The following is a 17,374-nucleotide window of genomic DNA, read 5'->3' as shown; positions in this document are numbered from 1 at the left end:
GTGATTGCGCACATCGAAGCGCAATCCCGGAACGTGATTTTGAATCTGAAGCACTAGTTTCACCTGACAAAGCGCCCCGCTACCGGTAGCGTATTTCCCGTGACTGATATGCAAAATGACCCACAGGTCCTGGCAGCACAGGCTGCCCAGGCAATCGCCGAACAGACCGGCGTCGAAAAACACGACATCGCGCTGGTCCTGGGCTCCGGTTGGGGCCAGGCCGCCGAACTCATCGGTGAAACCACCCACACCCTGGATGCCACCGCCATTCCAGGCTTCCATGCCCCGGCCGTACCCGGCCATAAGGGCAGCATCTCCTCGATCCTGACTTCCACTGGCAAGCGAGTCCTGGTTCTGGGTGCCCGCACCCACTACTACGAAGGGCGCGGCGTGCGCGCGGTAGTCCACCCTATTCGCACCGCGGCAGCTGCCGGCTGCGAGCAGCTGGTGCTCACCAACGGTTGCGGCGGCCTGAATCCGGACTGGACCCCAGGCACCCCGGTCATGATCTCGGATCACATCAACTTGACTGCCGCCTCCCCTTTGGAGGGCGCGACCTTCGTTGACCTGACAGACCTGTACTCTTCGCGCCTGCGCGAAATTGCCCTCACAGTTGATCCGACCCTGGATCAGGGCGTGTACGCGCAGTTCACCGGCCCGCACTACGAAACCCCGGCCGAAGTCCAGTACGCCAAGGTGATCGGTGCCGATTTGGTCGGCATGTCCACCGCGCTGGAAGCAATTGCCGCCCGCCACGCAGGCATGGAGATCTTCGGCATCTCCCTGGTGACCAACCTGGCCGCCGGAATCAGCCCGGTTCCCCTGAGCCACGGGGAAGTTATCGAAGCCGGGCAGGCCGCTGGTCCGCGCATCTCCAAGTTGTTGGCACAGATCATCGCGAAGCTCTAAGCTTCGCGATATCGGCGCAAAGAAGCAGTTAGTGTCCTTCGAAGGGAAATCAGTGAATCACACGCAGAAAATCCAGTTGCTTGACGCGGCGGGCAAATGGGCAGCCCAGGATCCCGATCCGCAAACGCAGGAAGAACTGCAATTACTGATCCAGCGCGTCAGCGATGGCGACGCGCTGGCCTTCGATGACATCGCCGACCGCTTCAGCGGCGTCCTGGAATTCGGCACCGCAGGCCTGCGTGCCGAGTTGGGCGCCGGCCCAATGCGCATGAACCGTGTGGTGGTCATGCGCACCGCTGCGGGTATCGCTCGTTTCCTGAGCGAGAAGGCCAAGGGCGATTATTCCCCGAAGGTCGTCATTGGATTTGATGCCCGTTTCAACTCGGATGTCTTTGCCAAGGATTCAGCCGGCGTCTTCGCGGCGGCCGGTTTTGAGGTGCTGTTGATGCCATCGGCACTGCCTACCCCGGTTTTGGCTTGGGCCGTGCGTGAATTCAGCGCAGAAGCCGGCGTCATGGTGACGGCCAGCCACAACCCCCCACGGGACAACGGCTACAAGGTATACGTTGGCGGCAGGATCACCGATGCGTCGGGCCGAGGTGCGCAGATCGTCTCCCCGATCGATGCGCAGATCGCCTCCCTGATTGACCATGAGCAGCCAGTGGCTCAGATCCCGCTGGCCCAGGCCGGTTGGGAAGTGCTCCCGGCAGCAGGGGCTGAAGGCGATATCGAAGCAGCGTACCTCGCTTCCATCCACCCGATTATCGAAGCGGACCAGCCTAGGGATTCGGTGCGCAAGGATCTGCGGATTGTGGTGTCGGCAATGCACGGCGTGGGTGGCCACACCATGCGCCAGGCCCTGCTGAACGCTGGTTTCAATGACGTGCACATGGTCGCTGAGCAGGAACACCCGGATCCGCTCTTCCCTACCGTGAAGTTCCCCAACCCTGAAGAGCCAGGGGCAATCGACCTGTCCCTGGATCTGGCCCGCAAGGTAGGTGCTGATCTGGTCATAGCCAATGACCCTGATGCAGACCGTTGCGCCGCAGCCATCCTCGATGGGGGCAGCTGGAGGATGCTGCGCGGCGATGAGGTCGGTTGGCTGCTCGGGGACCAGGTTTCCAAGACCTTGCCAGAGGGCAAGAAATTGGCCAACTCCATCGTGTCCTCGCGCATGCTGGCAGCCATTGCCAAGGATGCCGGACGCGAGCACGAGGAAACCTTGACCGGCTTCAAGTGGATCTCCCGCGTTGAGGACCTGGGGTACGGCTACGAAGAAGCCTTGGGCTACTGCGTAGCCCCGGAACTGGTGCGTGACAAAGACGGGATCTCCGCCGGGATCGTCTTGGCTGATCTTGCGGCGCAGTTGAAGGCAGCGGGCAGCAGCATCTCGGGCCGTCTCGATGAGCTGGCCGCCAAGCACGGGGTGCACGTGACCGACCAGCTGTCCCTGCGCTTCACCGACCTGGCGCAAATCCCGGTACTCATGGAAAAGATCCGCAAAAGCGCGCCGGCGTCACTGGGAGGCTCCGAGGTTTCCGAGGTCACCGACCTGTCCCAGGGCACCGAGAAGCTCCCTGCGACCAATGCCATGGTTTTGCATACGTTCTCCGGCGCCCGCGTGATCGTTCGACCGTCGGGAACGGAACCGAAACTCAAGTGCTACCTGGAAACTATTGAGCCGGTCGATGATCTGGCCGAGGTCCCTGAAGCCCGCAAACGCGCTACCGCACAGGTCTTGGCCATCAAGGATGAATTGGCAGCTTACCTGAATGCCAACTAGGCTTACCCCTTCGAGACCTTCATTTGAAATGATTGAAATCTTTATTGTTAGAGGAAATGATGACTGAACTAAGCGCCCGCGAGATCGCAAGCTACATCGATCACACCCTGTTGGCTCAGAATGCTTCCCGCGAACAAGTCGTGCAGATCTGCGACGAAGCCAAGAAGTACGGATTCAAGTCGGTCTGCGTCAACCCTTTGTGGGTTTCCACCGTCTCGCGTGAGCTGGAAGGCTCGGACGTACTGACCTGCTCAGTCATCGGTTTCCCGCTGGGTGCCTCGGCCACCGACACCAAGGTATTCGAAACCAAGCACGCTGTTGCTGACGGCGCCAACGAAATCGACATGGTGATCGATGTTGCCGCCGCGCTGCGTGGCGATCGGGATGCCTTGGTCAACGAGATCTTCGCCATTGCGCAAGCTGCGCATGAAGGTGGAGCCATCTTGAAGGTCATCATCGAAACCTGCCTGCTCACCGAGGAAGCCAAGGTCCTGGCCTGCGAGGCCGCAAAGGCCGCCGGCGCTGATTTCGTCAAGACTTCCACCGGTTTCTCCACCGGTGGCGCAACCGTTGAAGACGTTGCACTGATGCGCAAGACCGTCGGCCCGGAAATGGGCGTCAAGGCCTCGGGCGGCGTTCGCAGTGTTGAAACCGCGCGTGCCATGATTGCGGCCGGCGCAACCCGGCTAGGTTCTAGCTCAGGAGTTGCTATCCTAGAAGGAGAGCAAAGCGGTTCCAGCTACTAGGAAATCGCACCAATCTGTTTCCCCAAGGAGAAAAAGTGTACTCGAACGGCAAGAACACTGCCCATTCCGGTGAAGGCCGCCTTGTCGGCAACATCGTCAACCTCGTGATCTTCTTCGTGATGTTCGCAGCTGGCGTCTACACCTTGGGCTACTGGACCCTTGAGGTTGCTTGGTGGCCAACCCTGGTCGGCTTCGCTCTGATGTTCTTGGCTTTCGCTATCCCGATGCACCTGATGGGTCGCGCGGACAAGGCTGAGGATCTGGTTGCCGCAGCGAACGCTCACCAGAATTAACTAGAACTTTCCAAGAGAGGGAAACCCGTATCCGGGTTTCCCTCTCTTGCGTTTAAGCTGGGCTGCCCCGCATAGACTGGTCCTATGAAAACGTGGGATCAGCGCATTGAAGAGTTCTGGAACTCGGCCAGCGGCAAACGCCCGGAACAGCTGCGCACCGAGCTGGCCAGCCTGGTGCAGGGCAAAGATCCGCAGGACCCACGGGTGCTCTTTGAGATCGCGTCCCTGCACGACTACTTGGGGGAAGAAGAACAAGCGGTCGGTCCCTACCGGGCAGCGTTGGAAGCCGGGCTGGAAGCACCAAGGCACGATGAAGCCCTGCTCCAACTAGCCAGCACCCTGCGCAATCTCGGGCAGTACGCCCAGTCCATCGAGCTGCTGCAGCAGATCGCTTCCGATTCGCCGATCCACACCGATGCCCAGGCCTTCTTGGTTCTGGCACTGCACGATGCCGGGCAATCCACCGAAGCGGTCCAGCTAGCGGTCGGCGCACTAGCTCGCCATGCCTCGCTCTACGCCCGGGCCATCAATGACTACGCCGGAGAACTGGCCTCGCCTGCTGCCTCCAACCAGCGTTAGCAAGCGCGGCCCAGCTGCCCGCCGCAAACGGCGGGCAGCTGGCCCACGAGTTCAGCCCAAGCCTATTCAGGCCTTCGCTGCCGGTGCCGGAGCCGGCTCGAAAATGGCGTAGAGCAGCTTCTCCGCCCACTCCAGGATCTCCCCATCGGCCAAATCCCGTCCGCCAACAGGCGAGGTCTTTGGCTTCGGGATGAAGATCGAATTCAGCGCCGGCTTGTTCGCCGCTCCTGGGTACAGGCGTTCCAAACGCACTTGGCGCGAGGCTGGAAGGTCCTCAATTCTTGCCGGGGCCAGCTTGATGTGGTTGCCGATCTGCTGGATATCATGCAGCCCCGCAGCACGCGCACGAATGCGCAGCGCTGCCACTCGCATGAGGTTCTCCACCGGAGTTGGAAGCTTGCCATAGCGATCCACCAGCTCATCGCGGACTTCGGCGAGCGCCTCGTCGGTCTCGGCCTGGGCGATGTTGCGATAGGCTTCCAAACGCAGCCGTTCACCAGGCACGTAGTCGTGCGGCAGGTGGGCATTGACCGGCAGGTCGATCTTCATCTCGGTGGCTTCTTCCTCGCCTTCGCCCTTGTAATCGGCCACGGCCTCGCCCACCAGGCGCAGGTACAAGTCGAAGCCCACGCCGGCGATATGCCCGGACTGCTCGCCGCCCAGCAGATTACCGGCTCCACGCAGTTCCAAGTCCTTCATGGCCAGCTGGTAGCCGGAGCCAAGCTCGTTGTGCGCGGCAACGGCTTTCAGGCGCTCCAGGGCGACCTCTCCCAGCGGTTTCTCTACATCCCACAGGAAGTAGGCGTAGGCACGCTCACGGCCACGTCCAACGCGCCCGCGCAGCTGGTGCAGCTGGGACAAACCGTAGTTGTTCGCGCGATCCACAATCAGCGTGTTCGCATTGGAAATATCCAGGCCGGTTTCAATGATGGTGGTGGAGACCAGCACATCGAATTTCTTCTCCCAGAAGTCCTGGATGATCCGTTCCAGCCGGGATTCGCTCATCTTGCCATGGGCTACCTCCACGCGCGCTTCGGGGGCCAGCTCGCGCAATTCCGCCGCGACCCGCTCAATGGAGCTGACCCGGTTGTGCACGAAGAACACCTGGCCATCGCGCATCAGCTCGCGCTTGATGGCGGCAGAAATCTGCTTGTCGCTGCGCGGACCCACATAGGTCAGCACCGGATGCCGCTCTTCCGGCGGGGTCGCCAGGGTGGAGGTCTCTCGGATTCCGGTCAGCGACATCTCCAAGGTGCGCGGAATCGGGGTGGCGCTCATCGCCAGCACATCCACGTTGGTGCGCATCTTCTTGAGCTCTTCCTTGTGTTCCACACCGAAGCGCTGTTCCTCGTCAATGATGACCAGGCCCAGGTTCTTGAACTCCACGTTCTTGGAGAGCAGGCGGTGGGTGCCGATGACAATGTCCACGCTGCCGTCCTTGAGGCCGGCCAGGATTTCCTTCGATTCCTTGGCGCTCTGGAAGCGCGAGAGGGTCTTCACGCGTACCGGGAAGCCCGAATAGCGTTCGGTGAAGGTCTGGTGGTGCTGGGAAGCCAGCAGGGTGGTGGGAACCAGCACCGCGACCTGCTTGGAGTCCTGGACGGCTTTGAAGGCGGCGCGAACGGCGATTTCGGTCTTGCCAAAGCCGACGTCACCGGAAATCAACCGGTCCATCGGGATTTCCTTCTCCATATCGGACTTCACCTCGTTGATGGCGGTGAGCTGGTCCGGAGTCTCGATGAACGCGAACGCTTCCTCCAGCTCGTTCTGCCATGGGGTGTCCGATGCGAAGGCGTGGCCACGGCTGGCCATGCGTGCCGAGTAGAGCTTGATCAGGTCGCCAGCAATTTCCTTGACGGCCTTGCGAGCCTTGGACTTGGTGCTGGCCCAGTCCGAACCGCCCATCTTGGACAAGGTGGGCGCTTCGCCGCCAACATACCGGGTGACCATATGCAGCTGATCCATCGGGACGAAGAGCCGGTCCCCCGGCGCTCCGCGTTTGGAAGAGGCGTACTCCGCCACGAGGTACTCGCGCTTGGCATCCTTGACCGAGCCATTGACCTTGCGGGCCACCAGCTCGACGAATTTGCCGATGCCGTGCTGTTCGTGGACGATGAAGTCCCCGGCCTGCAGGCTCAGCGGATCAACCGCATTGCGCTTGCGTTTGACCGTAAGCTTGCGGCCCTTGCGGTTGGGGTACGCGCTGGAGCGGCCCAGCAGGTCGGCTTCGGTGAGCAGGCCCAGCTTGAGTTCTTCAAAGACAAACCCGCGACCGGCGGTAGCCTGGGTGATCTCGATCAGTCCGGCGGTTGGTTCTGCGGACATGTCATCCACCCGATGTGCCGGGATCTTGAACTCGGCAAAGAGCTCAGAGAGCCGGGCTGCCGGGCCGGGACCCTCGGTAGCCACGACAAAACGCCATTGGTCCTTGACGCGACCGGCGATGAATTCCATCATCGCCTCGATGTCGCCTTGGTAGCCATGCGGTTCACGGGCCGGAACACGGATGGTGGCCGCGCCGAGGTCAAGTTCGTCATCGGCACCCAGGGAGGTAATAGCCCACCAGGAGACCTTGGCGGCCTGTGCATGTTCTACTGTTTCTGCCAGCGAGGCAAAATCACCGGTAGCCAGCTTTCGTTCGGAATCGGCGGTAGTCAGATCCAGCGGAGCGCTGGCCCCATCCGAGGCCGAGGCCCACGCGGCGGCGAGGAACTCGGCATTGGTCGCGTTCAGATCATGCGCGCGGGCACGCACGCGCTCTGGCTCCATCACCAGCGCGATGGATGATTCCGGCAGCAATGACAGCAGCGGAACCATGTTGTCCACCAGCAGCGGAGCCAGGGATTCCATGCCTTCAACAGCGATGCCACCGGCGATCTTGGTGAGCATTTCCTGGGCAGCCGGGAAATGGTTCTTCAGGTTCGCGGCCCGGCTCATCACCTGCGGAGTGATGAGCATTTCACGGCAGGGCGTGGCAATGATCTTGGTTGGTCCGGGGTCATCGGTGGAACGCTGATCGGCGATGGCGAAGAATCGCATCGAGTCAATCTGGTCCCCGAAGAAATCAATGCGTACTGGATGGTCCAATGTCGGTGGGAAAACATCAATGATGCCACCGCGCACCGCAAATTCACCGCGGTGCGTCACCATGTCCACTCGGGCATAGGCGGCCGCTGCCAGATCCTTGATGACTTTATCGAAGCCCGGCTCGGCATCCAGTTCCAGGATTACCGGGCGCAATTCGCCAAGGCCGGCAACCAAGGGCTGCAGCACGGCACGAATTGGCGCAATGATGATGTCCAGGCTCTCATCCCGGTCGTGCAGGCGGCGCAGAACTTCCAGTCGGCGGCCTACGGTATCGCTTCGTGGCGACAAGCGTTCATGGGGCAAGGTTTCCCAAGAAGGGAACTCGGCCATCTGGCCTGCCGGGAGGTAGGCACCCAGTGAGTTGGAGACTTCCTCTGCTTCGCGCCCGGTCGCGGTCACGATCAGTGTCACCCCCGGATGCTTGCTTTCACGCAGTGCCTGGCTGATATGCGCCGAGAGGATAGGTCGCATGCCCTGTGGGGCCGCGATTTCCAGTTCTTCACTGCGCGTCGGGTAGTCGTGAGCCGCGCTTTGCCCAATACGCCTGAAGGAAGGTTCCTCGCGCAAGAAATCATGAAGTCCGCTTAGGCTCATGGGGTTTCGGGTCCTCTCATGCAGACGCTTGGCTGGGTGCATTCGTGCTGTCATTACGTCGAAACGACACCACGAACGCCGACCGTAAATGATTTTCCACGGCCGGAAACGTCAATATGTTGTTTTGGGTGCAGTCCTAGCCTACCCAATGCGGCTTTGCAGATAGTGTTAATACTGTCCGTCGCCGGGCCTGCAATTTTGTTGCCCGGCCACTTAGATTTCCAGATTGGGATTAGCTTTCATGGCATTGAACGCAAGCACTCAGATCGCCCACCCAGCAGACCAGGTCATCGCTACCCTTAGCGATCGCGGCTTTGCCGAGCATCTGACCAAGGTAGCCAACGGTTCCTTGACCGATTTCACCGTGAACGGTGAGACCGCAGGTGCCTTCACTGTGACCACCGTTCGTTCGGTCCCCACCGATCGCGTTCCAGATATCGCCCGGAAGTTCGTTGGCGCGACCATCGAGATCACGCAGGTGGATCAGTGGACCGCCCCAGACGCTGCCGGCAACCGTTCGGCAACCGTAAAGATCTCCGTTGCAGGTGTTCCCGTGACCGTCAGCGGCGCCGAGCAGCTGAAGGCCCAGGGAGAAACTTCCGAATTCTCCATTGATGCCAAGGTTTCCTCATCGATTCCATTCATCGGTGGCAAGCTGGCTTCGGCTGCGGAGCCTTACCTGGGCAAGGCACTGAACTTGCAGGCAGCTCAGGTCAATGCCTGGCTTTCGAAATAAGTCATTCCGAATAGTTACGTTTCCCTCTCAGTCCCCGGACGTGCGATTTCTCGCAAAGCGTCCGGGGATTTGTGCTCTGAAGCACTGTTCGCGTTAGGGTTGAATACAGGTGTGCCGGGAAGTCTGGTCGGCGAAAAATATTCATTTAACGAAGTAAGCGAGTTAAACGTATGACCCAAACTCCGTCTTCGGGTTCCAGCAAGAACCTGTTTTCGCGCCCCAGCTACAAAGAATCGGTCCGTATCGGCGACATCCTGCGCAAGGAAACCGTCGGTGGCATGGTTCTCATCGCCGGCGCTTTGCTGGCCTTGATCTGGGCGAACACCCCGCTGCGCGAATCCTACTTCGCACTGCGTGACTTCCACTTCGGACCTATCCTTTTCGGCGTGGACCTTAACCTTTCCATCGGCCACTGGGCTGCCGATGCGCTGCTGGCGGTGTTCTTCTTCCTCACCGGCTTGGAGCTGAAAAAAGAATTCGTCATTGGCGATCTGCGCAATGCGAAAACGGCAGCTGTTCCGGTCGCAGCCGCTTTTGGCGGCGTGCTGGTACCGGCGTTGATCTTTGTCGCTATCGCTTCCATGTCCGGAGGCGGTGAGCTGCTGCGTGGTTGGGCCATCCCGACCGCAACAGACATTGCGTTCGCCGTGGCTGTCCTCGCGGTGATTGGTTCGGCGCTTCCCGCATCGCTGCGCATCTTCCTGCTGACTTTGGCCGTAGTCGATGACCTGATTGCTATTGTCATTATCGCCGTCGTGTTCACCGATGATCTGAAGCTGTCCTACCTGGGCCTGTCACTGGTCCCCATCATCCTCTTCACGGTGCTTGCCCGTTCCCTTGGCAAGTTCTTCGCCAAGCGCGCTTGGGCTGCTTGGGTGATCTTGCTGCCATTGGGTGTCATCACCTGGATCTTCGTCTTCGGCTCCGGCATCCACGCCACCATCGCCGGTGTGGTCTTGGGCTTCTGCGTCCCCGTCAAGCGCACCGATGGCCGTGAAGGCATCGGCCTGGCTGAACAATTCGAGCACCGTTTCCGCCCGCTGTCCTCAGGCTTCTGCATCCCCATCTTCGCATTCTTCGCCGCTGGCGTGACCGTGATTTCCCCTGACAAGGGCAGCGGCGGCCTGCTCACCGATCCGGTGTTCTGGGGCATCGTGCTGGGTCTGGTGCTTGGCAAGCCGATCGGCATCATGGGCTCGACCTGGGTGCTGACCCGGTTCACCAAGGCCTCGCTGGACAAGGACGCGCGCTGGGGCGATCTCTTGGGTGTCACGTTGCTGGCAGGTATCGGTTTCACCGTGTCCCTGCTGGTTTCCGAATTGTCCTTCGGACTGGAGTCCGCGCACTATGAGCACGCCAAGGTAGCGATCCTCTCCGGCTCATTCCTTGCCGCGATCCTCGGTGCCTTGTGGCTGATTCCACGCAACCGTCGGTACAAGGTCCTCCAGGAGCGCGAGACCCGCGATGCCGATAAGGATGGCATCCCTGACGTGTACCAGCAGGACGACGAGGCAAATTAGCCCTCTGGAATCCTGGAGATATAGCTCGGGCGCCGGCTTTCACATGTGAAGGCCGGCGCCCGAGCTATTTGGTTTTGCTTCTACTTGCGGGCTTCGTGCATGGCGACCTCGGCGGCCACCCAAGCGAGCATTGCGCACTTGACGCGTGCGGGGAACTTGGAGACACCGACAAAGGCCGCAGCGTCTTCCAGCACCTCTTCATCTGGCTCGAAATTTCCCTTGGAGCGCATCATTTCGCGGAAGTAATCCCGCTTTCCAAGAAATTCTTCCTTGGTCAGTTCAGGCATCATCTCGGCCAGCACCGAAGCAGAGGCCATGGAGATGGAGCAGCCATCGCCTTCCCAGCTCATCGAGGTGAAATGGTACTGGTCATCCAGCTCGACACGGACACGGATCTGGTCGCCGCAGATCGGGTTGTGCTGGTGGGATTCGCCGTGCAGCAGCCCTTCGGTGTTCTCAACCAGCGGCGAACCGATGCGACGCTTCGAGTGGTCCAAGATGACCTGTTGGTATAGCTGATCTAATTCGTTCATTTAGACTCCAAAGTATTCGCGCACGGAGCTCAAGGCCTCAAGCAGGGCCTTGATGTCTTCTTCCGTGTTGTACAGATAGGTGCTGGCGCGGGTCGTGGAATTCACGCCCAGGGCGCGGTGCAGCGGCTGAGCGCAGTGGTGGCCAACGCGCACCGCAATGCCGCGCGAGTCCAGGTACTGGCCGACATCGTGAGGGTGCACGCCGATCACTTCAAACGGGACGGTACCGATACGCCGGGCGTCGGCCGGACCGAAGACGCGCACGCCTTCGATTTTCGAGATGCCCTCATAGAGCATCGCTCCGAGGTGCTCTTCCCAGGCCGCGATACGGCCCATGCCGATTTCATCCAGGTAACCGACTGCGGTGGCCAGGCCGTGCGTCTGGGCAATGCGCTGGGTACCGGCCTCAAAGCGCTGCGGCGATGGCATGTACTCTGCGTGTTCCATATCCACCACGGTGATCATCGATCCACCCGTGAGGAATGGTGGCATTGCGTTCAGCAGTTCTTCGCGCCCGTAGAGTGCGCCAATGCCGGTTGGTCCGAGCATCTTGTGGCCGGAGAAGGCCATGAAGTCCACGTCCAGGGCTTTCACGTCGACCGGCAGGTGGGGCACGGACTGGCATCCGTCCAACACAGTCAGGGCGCCGACCTTGCGGGCAGCGTCAACGAACTTTTGGGTATCGGTGATGGTTCCCAGCACATTGGAGACGTGGGTGAAGGCAACGAGCTTGGTGTTCTCGGTAACCAGTTCATCGAGCAGGTCGTAGCGCAGTGCGCCGTCTTCGGTGACTGGCACGTAACGCAGCGTAGCACCGGTGCGGAAAGCCAGTTCCTGCCATGGGATGAGGTTCGCGTGGTGTTCCAGTTCGGTGGTGAGGATTTCATCGCCCGGGCCCAGGCGGAAGCGAGCCGCGGCGTCTCCCCCTCGGCCCAGAGAGGCATTGGACATCGAGTAGCTGATCAGGTTCAGCGCTTCGGTGGCATTCGCGGTCCAGACCAGTTCGTTGGTGCGTGCACCGATGAACTTGGCTACCTTCTCGCGTGCTTCCTCATAGATCTCGGTAGCTTCAACTGCCAAGGAATGCGCACCGCGGTGTACCGCGGCGTTGGCGTTCTCGTAGTAGTGCTGCTCGGCTTCATAGACGCAACGCGGCTTCTGGCTGGTGGCGCCGGAGTCCAGGTACACAACGTCAACGCCGTTGACTTGGTGCTCCAGAATTTCAAAGTCGGCCTTGATGCGCTCAACTTCTCCAGCAGTCAACGCCTCAAGGGCTTCTGGCTGACCGGTCATCGTGTGCACGTGGTCCTCCGAATAATTGTCATGGATGCCTGGCAGGCCGTGGCAACGAATAGTCACAGGCCTATTAGGCAAGGGGTACATTAGGTAATTATTCCACTCTAGGCCTCGAAGCACATCTAAGTTAGGCCTTAGTAAGGAACGCCTCGGTCCATAGCTTTCCTAATTTTAAAAGTCGAGGACCGCTGCGAACCGTTCCAGTTCCCAGCGGCCCCCGCTTGGCCTCACCGCGCCCCGATGGGGCAGCAGCGATCAGCTGATATGGAATTTTGCCTGAGCCGCTTCCAAGCCCGAGTTCATCAGCAATTCCACTGCGTCAGCGCAATTGTCGATCAGAAACGGAAGATCCGCCTTCTCGGTTTTGGAGAAGTCCTGCAAAACCCATTTGGCAGTATCCATGCGGCCCGGAGGACGCCCAACGCCTGCGCGCACGCGCAGGTAGTCCTTGGAGCCCATGGCCTTTGAGATATCTCGCAGGCCGTTATGCCCGCCTTCACCGCCACCGCGCTTGAGCTTGATGGTATCGAAGGGAATATCGATCTCGTCGTGCACGACGATCAGGCGGTCGACATCGATGCCGAAGAACTTCGCCGCGTTAGCTACCGGCCCGCCCGAAAGGTTCATGAAAACCATCGGCTTGGCCAGCACGATGCGTGGACCGCCAACCCCCATGCGCCCTTCAACAACCTGGGAACGCGAGGAGTGGGTCTTGAATTTCGAGCCGACTCGATTAGCCAACTCATCGAGCACCATCTGCCCGATATTGTGTCTATTGCCAGCGTAGCCGGACCCGGGGTTCCCGAGTCCGGCTACGAGCCAAGTGCCATCACTCATGATGCTCAGCTAAAACCTAGTTCGCTGGAATTAGGCAGCGATGATCAGGTCCAGGTGATCAACGGTGCGGTTCAGCGCGTGGATCTGGATGTCCTTGATGGTGGTCTTTACGGTCTTGCCTTCGATGTTCAGAACCAGCTCAACACCGCGGTCGCGAACGGCCAGGGTGGTTTCGCGTGCTGGAATCAGAACGTGCTGTGGCTCGGAGCCTGCACCGTAAACTACTGCTGGGATCTGGCCGGCGCGGCGAGCCTGGCGGGCAGCGCCCTTACCGAAATCGGTGCGTACAACGGCGTCAAGGTTGACAGATGCCATGATGATTCTCCTAAGGAAATAATTGCTTCGTTTAGGCCCTTGCGTGGACTCGGGAAGCAACCAACATCTTGGAGATGAAAGAGCTTTTCCGGCCTTGTCGATAACGGTCACACCATTTCTGGTGTTTCCCTCGCCTGGGCACAGTCAGCAATTCTACCAGTTTTCGGCAATGCCACGAAATCGCCTGGCCCCGAAACGCAATTGCGCTACTGAACATGGGAATACGATGAATCCATGCGTGCATTAGTTCAATCATCCGCCGGCAGTCCCCTATCCATCGCAGAAATCGATCTGCCCGAGCCTGGACCGGGGCAGGTTCGCATCAAGGTTGAAGCGGTCGGGTTGAACCCGGTTGATGCAGGGCTGGTGCAGCACGGCAACGAGCAGTGGGCCTGGCCCCATGTTCCCATGCTGGACGCCGCCGGAACCGTCGACAAGCTCGGCCCCGGCGTCAGCTCATGCTCGCCGGGCGATCGGGTGGTCGGGCATGGAGACCTGCGCGGTTCCGGGGCAGCGGCCCAGTATGCGATTTACGATGCCGAGGCACTAGCCGCAATACCCGCCTCGGTGAGCGCCGCGCAAGCGGCAGCGCTGCCCTGTGCGGCAATGACCGCCTACCAGGCCATCCATCGGAGGCTGCATGTCCAACCCGGCCAGCATGTGGTGGTCACCGGTGCCAACGGCGGTGTAGGCGGCTTCGCCGTCCAGCTGGCGCACCGTGCTGGGGCGCATGTGATTGCGCTGGCCTCCGCCAATCACCAGCGGGCCAGGGACCTCGGCGCGCAGAGCGTGGTCGATTACCATGACCCAGACGCCCGCGAGCAGATCCTGCAGGCGGCCCCAGAGGGCATCTCGGCCATCGTCGATACCGTCAGCGCCGAGAATGCGACCGCCAACCTGTCCTTGCTGGCTCATGGCGGCGGCATCGCCTGCATCGCTGGGCGAGCCGATCTGGAATCGCTGCCTGCCTTCGGGATTGCCCCGTCGGTCCACGAGATTGCGCTCGGAGCCGCCTACAGCAACGGACTTCCGCGGCACCGGCGAGATCTTTCAATCATGCTCGGTGAACTGCTCGCCATGGTTGCAGAGGGCACTTTGGATCCCTGCTTGAGCGCGATCATCGCTCCCCAGGACCTTGAGCGTTCCATCGTCGAAATCCGCGAGGGCCATACCCAGGGCAAAATCGTCATGGACGCTTCCGCGCTCGTCGAAGCCGGCGGTGCCGCTGGCTAGTTCGCGTCCGGGGCTGGCAGCGAACCATGCAGCCTGCGCCCGAGCGCGCCAACCCGGCCTTCCCAACGCCGCCGCGTTCACCGGCTTATGGAGATTAAAAGGCCTCTGGCCGGCACCCAACGGGTACCGGCCAGAGGCACTGCGAAACGAGGGCTGCTAGGCGCGGCCGTCAAACAGGTTCGTGACCGAACCGTCGTGGAACACCTCGGAGATCGCGCGGGCGATCGTCGGGGCGATCGAGAGCACGGTCAGGTTTTCGAAGCGCTTCTCTTCCGGGATTGGCAGGGTGTTGGTGACAACAACCTCGCGAGCGCCGCACTCTGCCAGGCGCTGTGCGGCTGGATCCGAGAACACTGCGTGGGTAGCCGCGATGATGACGTCCTTGGCTCCGGCTTCCTTCAGCACGCGCACGGCGCCTGCGATGGTTCCACCGGTGTCAATCATGTCGTCGATCAGGATCGCGGTGCGGCCCTCGACCTGGCCAACCACGGTCTTGGACTCGGCCTGGTTAGGCACGGTCAGATCGCGGGACTTATGGACGAAGGCCAGCGGGGTACCGCCCAGGCGATCCGCCCACTGCTCGGCAACGCGAACGCGGCCGGTGTCAGGGGAAACCACGGTGACTTCATTTACATCGACCTTGGACTTGATGTAGTCAGCCAGCAGCGGGAAGCCGAACAGGTGGTCCACTGGGCCGTCGAAGAAGCCCTGGATCTGCGCGGTGTGCAGATCGCAGGAGATCACGCGGTCAGCACCGGCGGTCTTGAACAGGTCGGCAACCAGGCGGGCCGAGATAGGCTCGCGGCCACGGCCCTTCTTGTCCTGGCGTGCATATGGGTAGAACGGCGCCACGACAGTGATGCGGCGAGCCGAAGCACGCTTCATCGAGTCAATCATGATCAGCTGTTCCATCAGCCAGTTATTCAGCGGTGCCGGGTAGGACTGCAGCAGGAAAACGTCCTTGCCGCGAACCGACTCGTCCGAACGCACGTAGATCTCGCCGTTGGCGAAGTCGTAGGCGTTCAAAGGCAGCAGTTCGGTGTCGAGTTCCTTGGCTACTTCTGCGGCCAGCTCAGGGTGCGCACGACCGGTGGCCAGCACCAGCTTCTTGTCGACGTTATGGCTGATTTCACTCATGGGGTTTGCTTTCTCGCTCGCTTCGCTATCACGTATGAGGTTGTTGTCGAGGAAATGAAGTCTGTAACTGAATTACTCGGAAGCCGAAGAGTTCAGCGAGGACTTGAACGCTGCGTCAGCCGAGGAGGTGCCTGGGCGCTTTTCCAGCGTCCACCCCTCGGAGTTGCGCTGCGGTGCCACAGACAGTGCCAAGGCACCGGCCGGGACGTTCTTGCGGACGATGGCTCCGGCTCCGGTGTATGCGCCGTCCCCGATTTCAACCGGGGCAACGAATACGGTGTTGGAGCTGGTGCGCACATGCGAACCGATCTTGGTGCGGTGCTTCTTTTCGCCATCGTAGTTTGCGGTGATGTTGCCGCAGCCGATGTTGGTGAATTCACCGATTTCAGCATCTCCGGCGTAGCCGAGGTGCGAGAGCTTGGAGCCACGGCCAATCGTGACGTTCTTGGTTTCGTAGAAGGCGCCGATCTTGCCATCCGCACCGAGGTCGGTGCCGGGACGCAGGTAGGCGAACGGGCCGACCGAGGCGCCATCAGCGATGCGCGAGTCGGTGGCGTCGGTGCGCTTGACGGTAGCGCGCTGGCCGACAACCACGTTGGTCAAGGTGCTGTCTGGGCCAACGGTGGCATGAGCGCCGATGATGGTCTCGCCGTGCAGCTGGGTACCTGGCTTGAGCGTGGCGTCCTGGCCGATCATGACGTCAGCGTCGATCCAAGTCGTCGCCGGATCAACGATGGTCACGCCCTGGCGCATCCAGAATTCGGTCTTGCGCTCGTTGTAGATGCGAGCCAGGTTGGAAACCTGGACGCGGTCGTTAGCGCCTTCGATCTGCCAGCGGTCAGCGATCTGCGAGGAAGCGACGCGGCCACCGCGTGCGCGGGCGATTGCCAGCACATCGGTCAGGTACATTTCGCCCTGCGCATTTTCGGTGGTGACCTCGGTCAGCGCCGAACGCAGGATCTTGGCATCGAAAGCGTAGATGCCTGAGTTGATTTCCTTGATCAGCAGTTCTTCTGCCGAAGCGTCTTTCTGCTCGCGGATTCCTGCAACCTCGCCCTGTTCATCGCGCAGGATGCGGCCGTAGCCGTTAGGGTCGTCCAATTCGGTGGTCAGCACGGTTACGGAGTTGCGGTTCGACTCGTGAGTAGCAACCAGTTCCTGGAGAACTTCGCTGGTGAGCAACGGCACATCGCCATAGGTCACCACCACGGTGCCTTCAAGCGACGGGTCCACAACTTCCAAGCCCTGCTGCACGGCGCGGCCGGTACCCGGGATTTCATCCTGGTCGGCAATGGTGATGGAAGGGAACTGTCCCAGAATGTGCTCTGCGACCAGATCGCGCTGGTGGCGGACCACCGCTACCAGGTTCTGCGGCTGCAACGCGGAAGCCGCGTGAAGTGCGTGGCCAATCATGGACCGACCTGCGATTTCATGCATGATTTTCGGCTTCGCCGACTTCATGCGAGTGCCAGCGCCGGCGGCTAGGACGATGACAGCTACTGGTGCGTTGACCTGATCACTCAAGTGCATTCTCCTGCAAATTGGATTCAAGGTTTTGGGCAGAGAAGTAAAACCTCAAAGCAAGTCTATCGCGAGCTCCGGGGTGTGCTGAACTGGTTAAAAAATAAAAGCGCCACTTACGTGACGCTTCATCATTGGTTCCGCCCCTAGGATTCGAACCTAGAATGCACAGCTCCAAAGGCTGGCGTGTTGCCATTACACCAGGGCGGAAAACGGCTTGCGCAGGTCATGCCCAACAAGCACGCTAATTATTCT

Annotated in this window: 15 protein-coding genes and 1 tRNA gene; 8 read left to right on the top strand and 8 right to left on the bottom strand. The window is 60.6% G+C overall.

What is annotated here, in order from left to right:
• The first annotated feature begins 108 nt into the window (after positions 1 to 108).
• The 5 genes from ACRDT3_RS02530 to ACRDT3_RS02510 all read left to right on the top strand — a co-directional run bounded on the left by ACRDT3_RS02530 (position 109) and on the right by ACRDT3_RS02510 (position 4,310).
• The gene (locus ACRDT3_RS02530; protein WP_431491665.1) at positions 109 to 909 is read left to right on the top strand and encodes a purine-nucleoside phosphorylase; all 801 of its coding nucleotides are present in this window, start codon (positions 109 to 111) and stop codon (positions 907 to 909) included.
• Between the two features lie 52 nt (positions 910 to 961).
• Complete coding sequence (locus tag ACRDT3_RS02525) at positions 962 to 2,692, top strand: phospho-sugar mutase (protein WP_431491455.1); 1,731 nt, start codon at positions 962 to 964, stop codon at positions 2,690 to 2,692.
• Positions 2,693 to 2,751: 59 nt separating this feature from the next.
• Positions 2,752 to 3,438, top strand: coding sequence for a deoxyribose-phosphate aldolase (deoC, locus tag ACRDT3_RS02520; RefSeq protein ID WP_073706649.1), 687 nt, complete (start codon positions 2,752 to 2,754; stop codon positions 3,436 to 3,438).
• Between the two features lie 35 nt (positions 3,439 to 3,473).
• Positions 3,474 to 3,731 carry a hypothetical protein gene (locus ACRDT3_RS02515; protein WP_431491454.1) on the top strand — a complete coding sequence of 86 codons (258 nt, stop codon included), beginning with the start codon at positions 3,474 to 3,476 and terminating at the stop codon, positions 3,729 to 3,731.
• A gap of 84 nt (positions 3,732 to 3,815) precedes the next feature.
• On the top strand, positions 3,816 to 4,310 hold the full coding sequence (locus ACRDT3_RS02510) for a tetratricopeptide repeat protein (RefSeq protein ID WP_431491453.1): 495 nt from the start codon (positions 3,816 to 3,818) through the stop codon (positions 4,308 to 4,310).
• A 66-nt stretch (positions 4,311 to 4,376) separates the two neighbouring features.
• Here the strand turns inward: ACRDT3_RS02510 and mfd are convergent, their stop codons facing one another.
• Positions 4,377 to 7,991, bottom strand: a complete 3,615-nt coding sequence (mfd, locus tag ACRDT3_RS02505; protein WP_431491452.1) for a transcription-repair coupling factor — start codon at positions 7,989 to 7,991, stop codon at positions 4,377 to 4,379.
• 241 nt (positions 7,992 to 8,232) lie between these two features.
• On the opposite strand from mfd, the gene ACRDT3_RS02500 reads away from it, so the two are divergent.
• Together ACRDT3_RS02500 and nhaA are read left to right on the top strand one after the other, a co-directional pair.
• Positions 8,233 to 8,727 carry a DUF2505 domain-containing protein gene (locus ACRDT3_RS02500; protein ID WP_431491451.1) on the top strand — a complete coding sequence of 165 codons (495 nt, stop codon included), beginning with the start codon at positions 8,233 to 8,235 and terminating at the stop codon, positions 8,725 to 8,727.
• 170 nt (positions 8,728 to 8,897) lie between these two features.
• Entirely contained in the window at positions 8,898 to 10,247 is a 1,350-nt protein-coding gene (gene nhaA / locus ACRDT3_RS02495) for a Na+/H+ antiporter NhaA (RefSeq protein ID WP_431491450.1), read from the top strand.
• Positions 10,248 to 10,327: 80 nt separating this feature from the next.
• On the opposite strand, the gene sufU is transcribed toward nhaA, so the two are convergent.
• The 4 genes from sufU to ACRDT3_RS02475 all read right to left on the bottom strand — a co-directional run bounded on the left by sufU (position 10,328) and on the right by ACRDT3_RS02475 (position 13,228).
• Positions 10,328 to 10,780, bottom strand: a complete 453-nt coding sequence (sufU, locus tag ACRDT3_RS02490; protein WP_431491449.1) for a Fe-S cluster assembly sulfur transfer protein SufU — start codon at positions 10,778 to 10,780, stop codon at positions 10,328 to 10,330.
• On the bottom strand, positions 10,781 to 12,073 hold the full coding sequence (locus ACRDT3_RS02485) for a SufS family cysteine desulfurase (RefSeq protein WP_431491664.1): 1,293 nt from the start codon (positions 12,071 to 12,073) through the stop codon (positions 10,781 to 10,783). It lies immediately after the preceding gene.
• Between the two features lie 258 nt (positions 12,074 to 12,331).
• A complete protein-coding gene (gene pth / locus ACRDT3_RS02480) occupies positions 12,332 to 12,913 on the bottom strand; it encodes an aminoacyl-tRNA hydrolase (protein WP_431491448.1) in 582 nt (193 codons plus the stop codon).
• Positions 12,914 to 12,943: 30 nt separating this feature from the next.
• Complete coding sequence (locus tag ACRDT3_RS02475) at positions 12,944 to 13,228, bottom strand: 50S ribosomal protein L25 (protein WP_431491447.1); 285 nt, start codon at positions 13,226 to 13,228, stop codon at positions 12,944 to 12,946.
• A 234-nt stretch (positions 13,229 to 13,462) separates the two neighbouring features.
• Between ACRDT3_RS02475 and ACRDT3_RS02470 the strand changes: the two genes are divergently transcribed.
• The gene (locus ACRDT3_RS02470; protein WP_431491446.1) at positions 13,463 to 14,461 is read left to right on the top strand and encodes a zinc-binding dehydrogenase; all 999 of its coding nucleotides are present in this window, start codon (positions 13,463 to 13,465) and stop codon (positions 14,459 to 14,461) included.
• A gap of 156 nt (positions 14,462 to 14,617) precedes the next feature.
• Here ACRDT3_RS02470 and ACRDT3_RS02465 read toward each other — a convergent pair whose 3' ends face one another.
• From ACRDT3_RS02465 to ACRDT3_RS02455, 3 genes are all read right to left on the bottom strand, one after another.
• Positions 14,618 to 15,598 (bottom strand): ribose-phosphate diphosphokinase, encoded by a 981-nt coding sequence (locus ACRDT3_RS02465; protein ID WP_431491445.1) that lies wholly within the window; start codon positions 15,596 to 15,598, stop codon positions 14,618 to 14,620.
• Positions 15,599 to 15,670: 72 nt separating this feature from the next.
• Positions 15,671 to 17,122, bottom strand: a complete 1,452-nt coding sequence (gene glmU, locus ACRDT3_RS02460) for a bifunctional UDP-N-acetylglucosamine diphosphorylase/glucosamine-1-phosphate N-acetyltransferase GlmU (protein WP_431491444.1) — start codon at positions 17,120 to 17,122, stop codon at positions 15,671 to 15,673.
• A gap of 132 nt (positions 17,123 to 17,254) precedes the next feature.
• A tRNA-Gln gene (locus ACRDT3_RS02455) sits at positions 17,255 to 17,329 on the bottom strand.
• Positions 17,330 to 17,374 lie beyond the last annotated feature (45 nt).

Source organism: Glutamicibacter sp. (genome assembly GCF_050701915.1).
Classification (GTDB): Bacteria; Actinomycetota; Actinomycetes; order Actinomycetales; family Micrococcaceae; genus Glutamicibacter.
The sequence above is the reverse complement of the archived record's forward strand: the minus strand, read 5'-3'. Positions and strand labels throughout refer to the sequence as shown.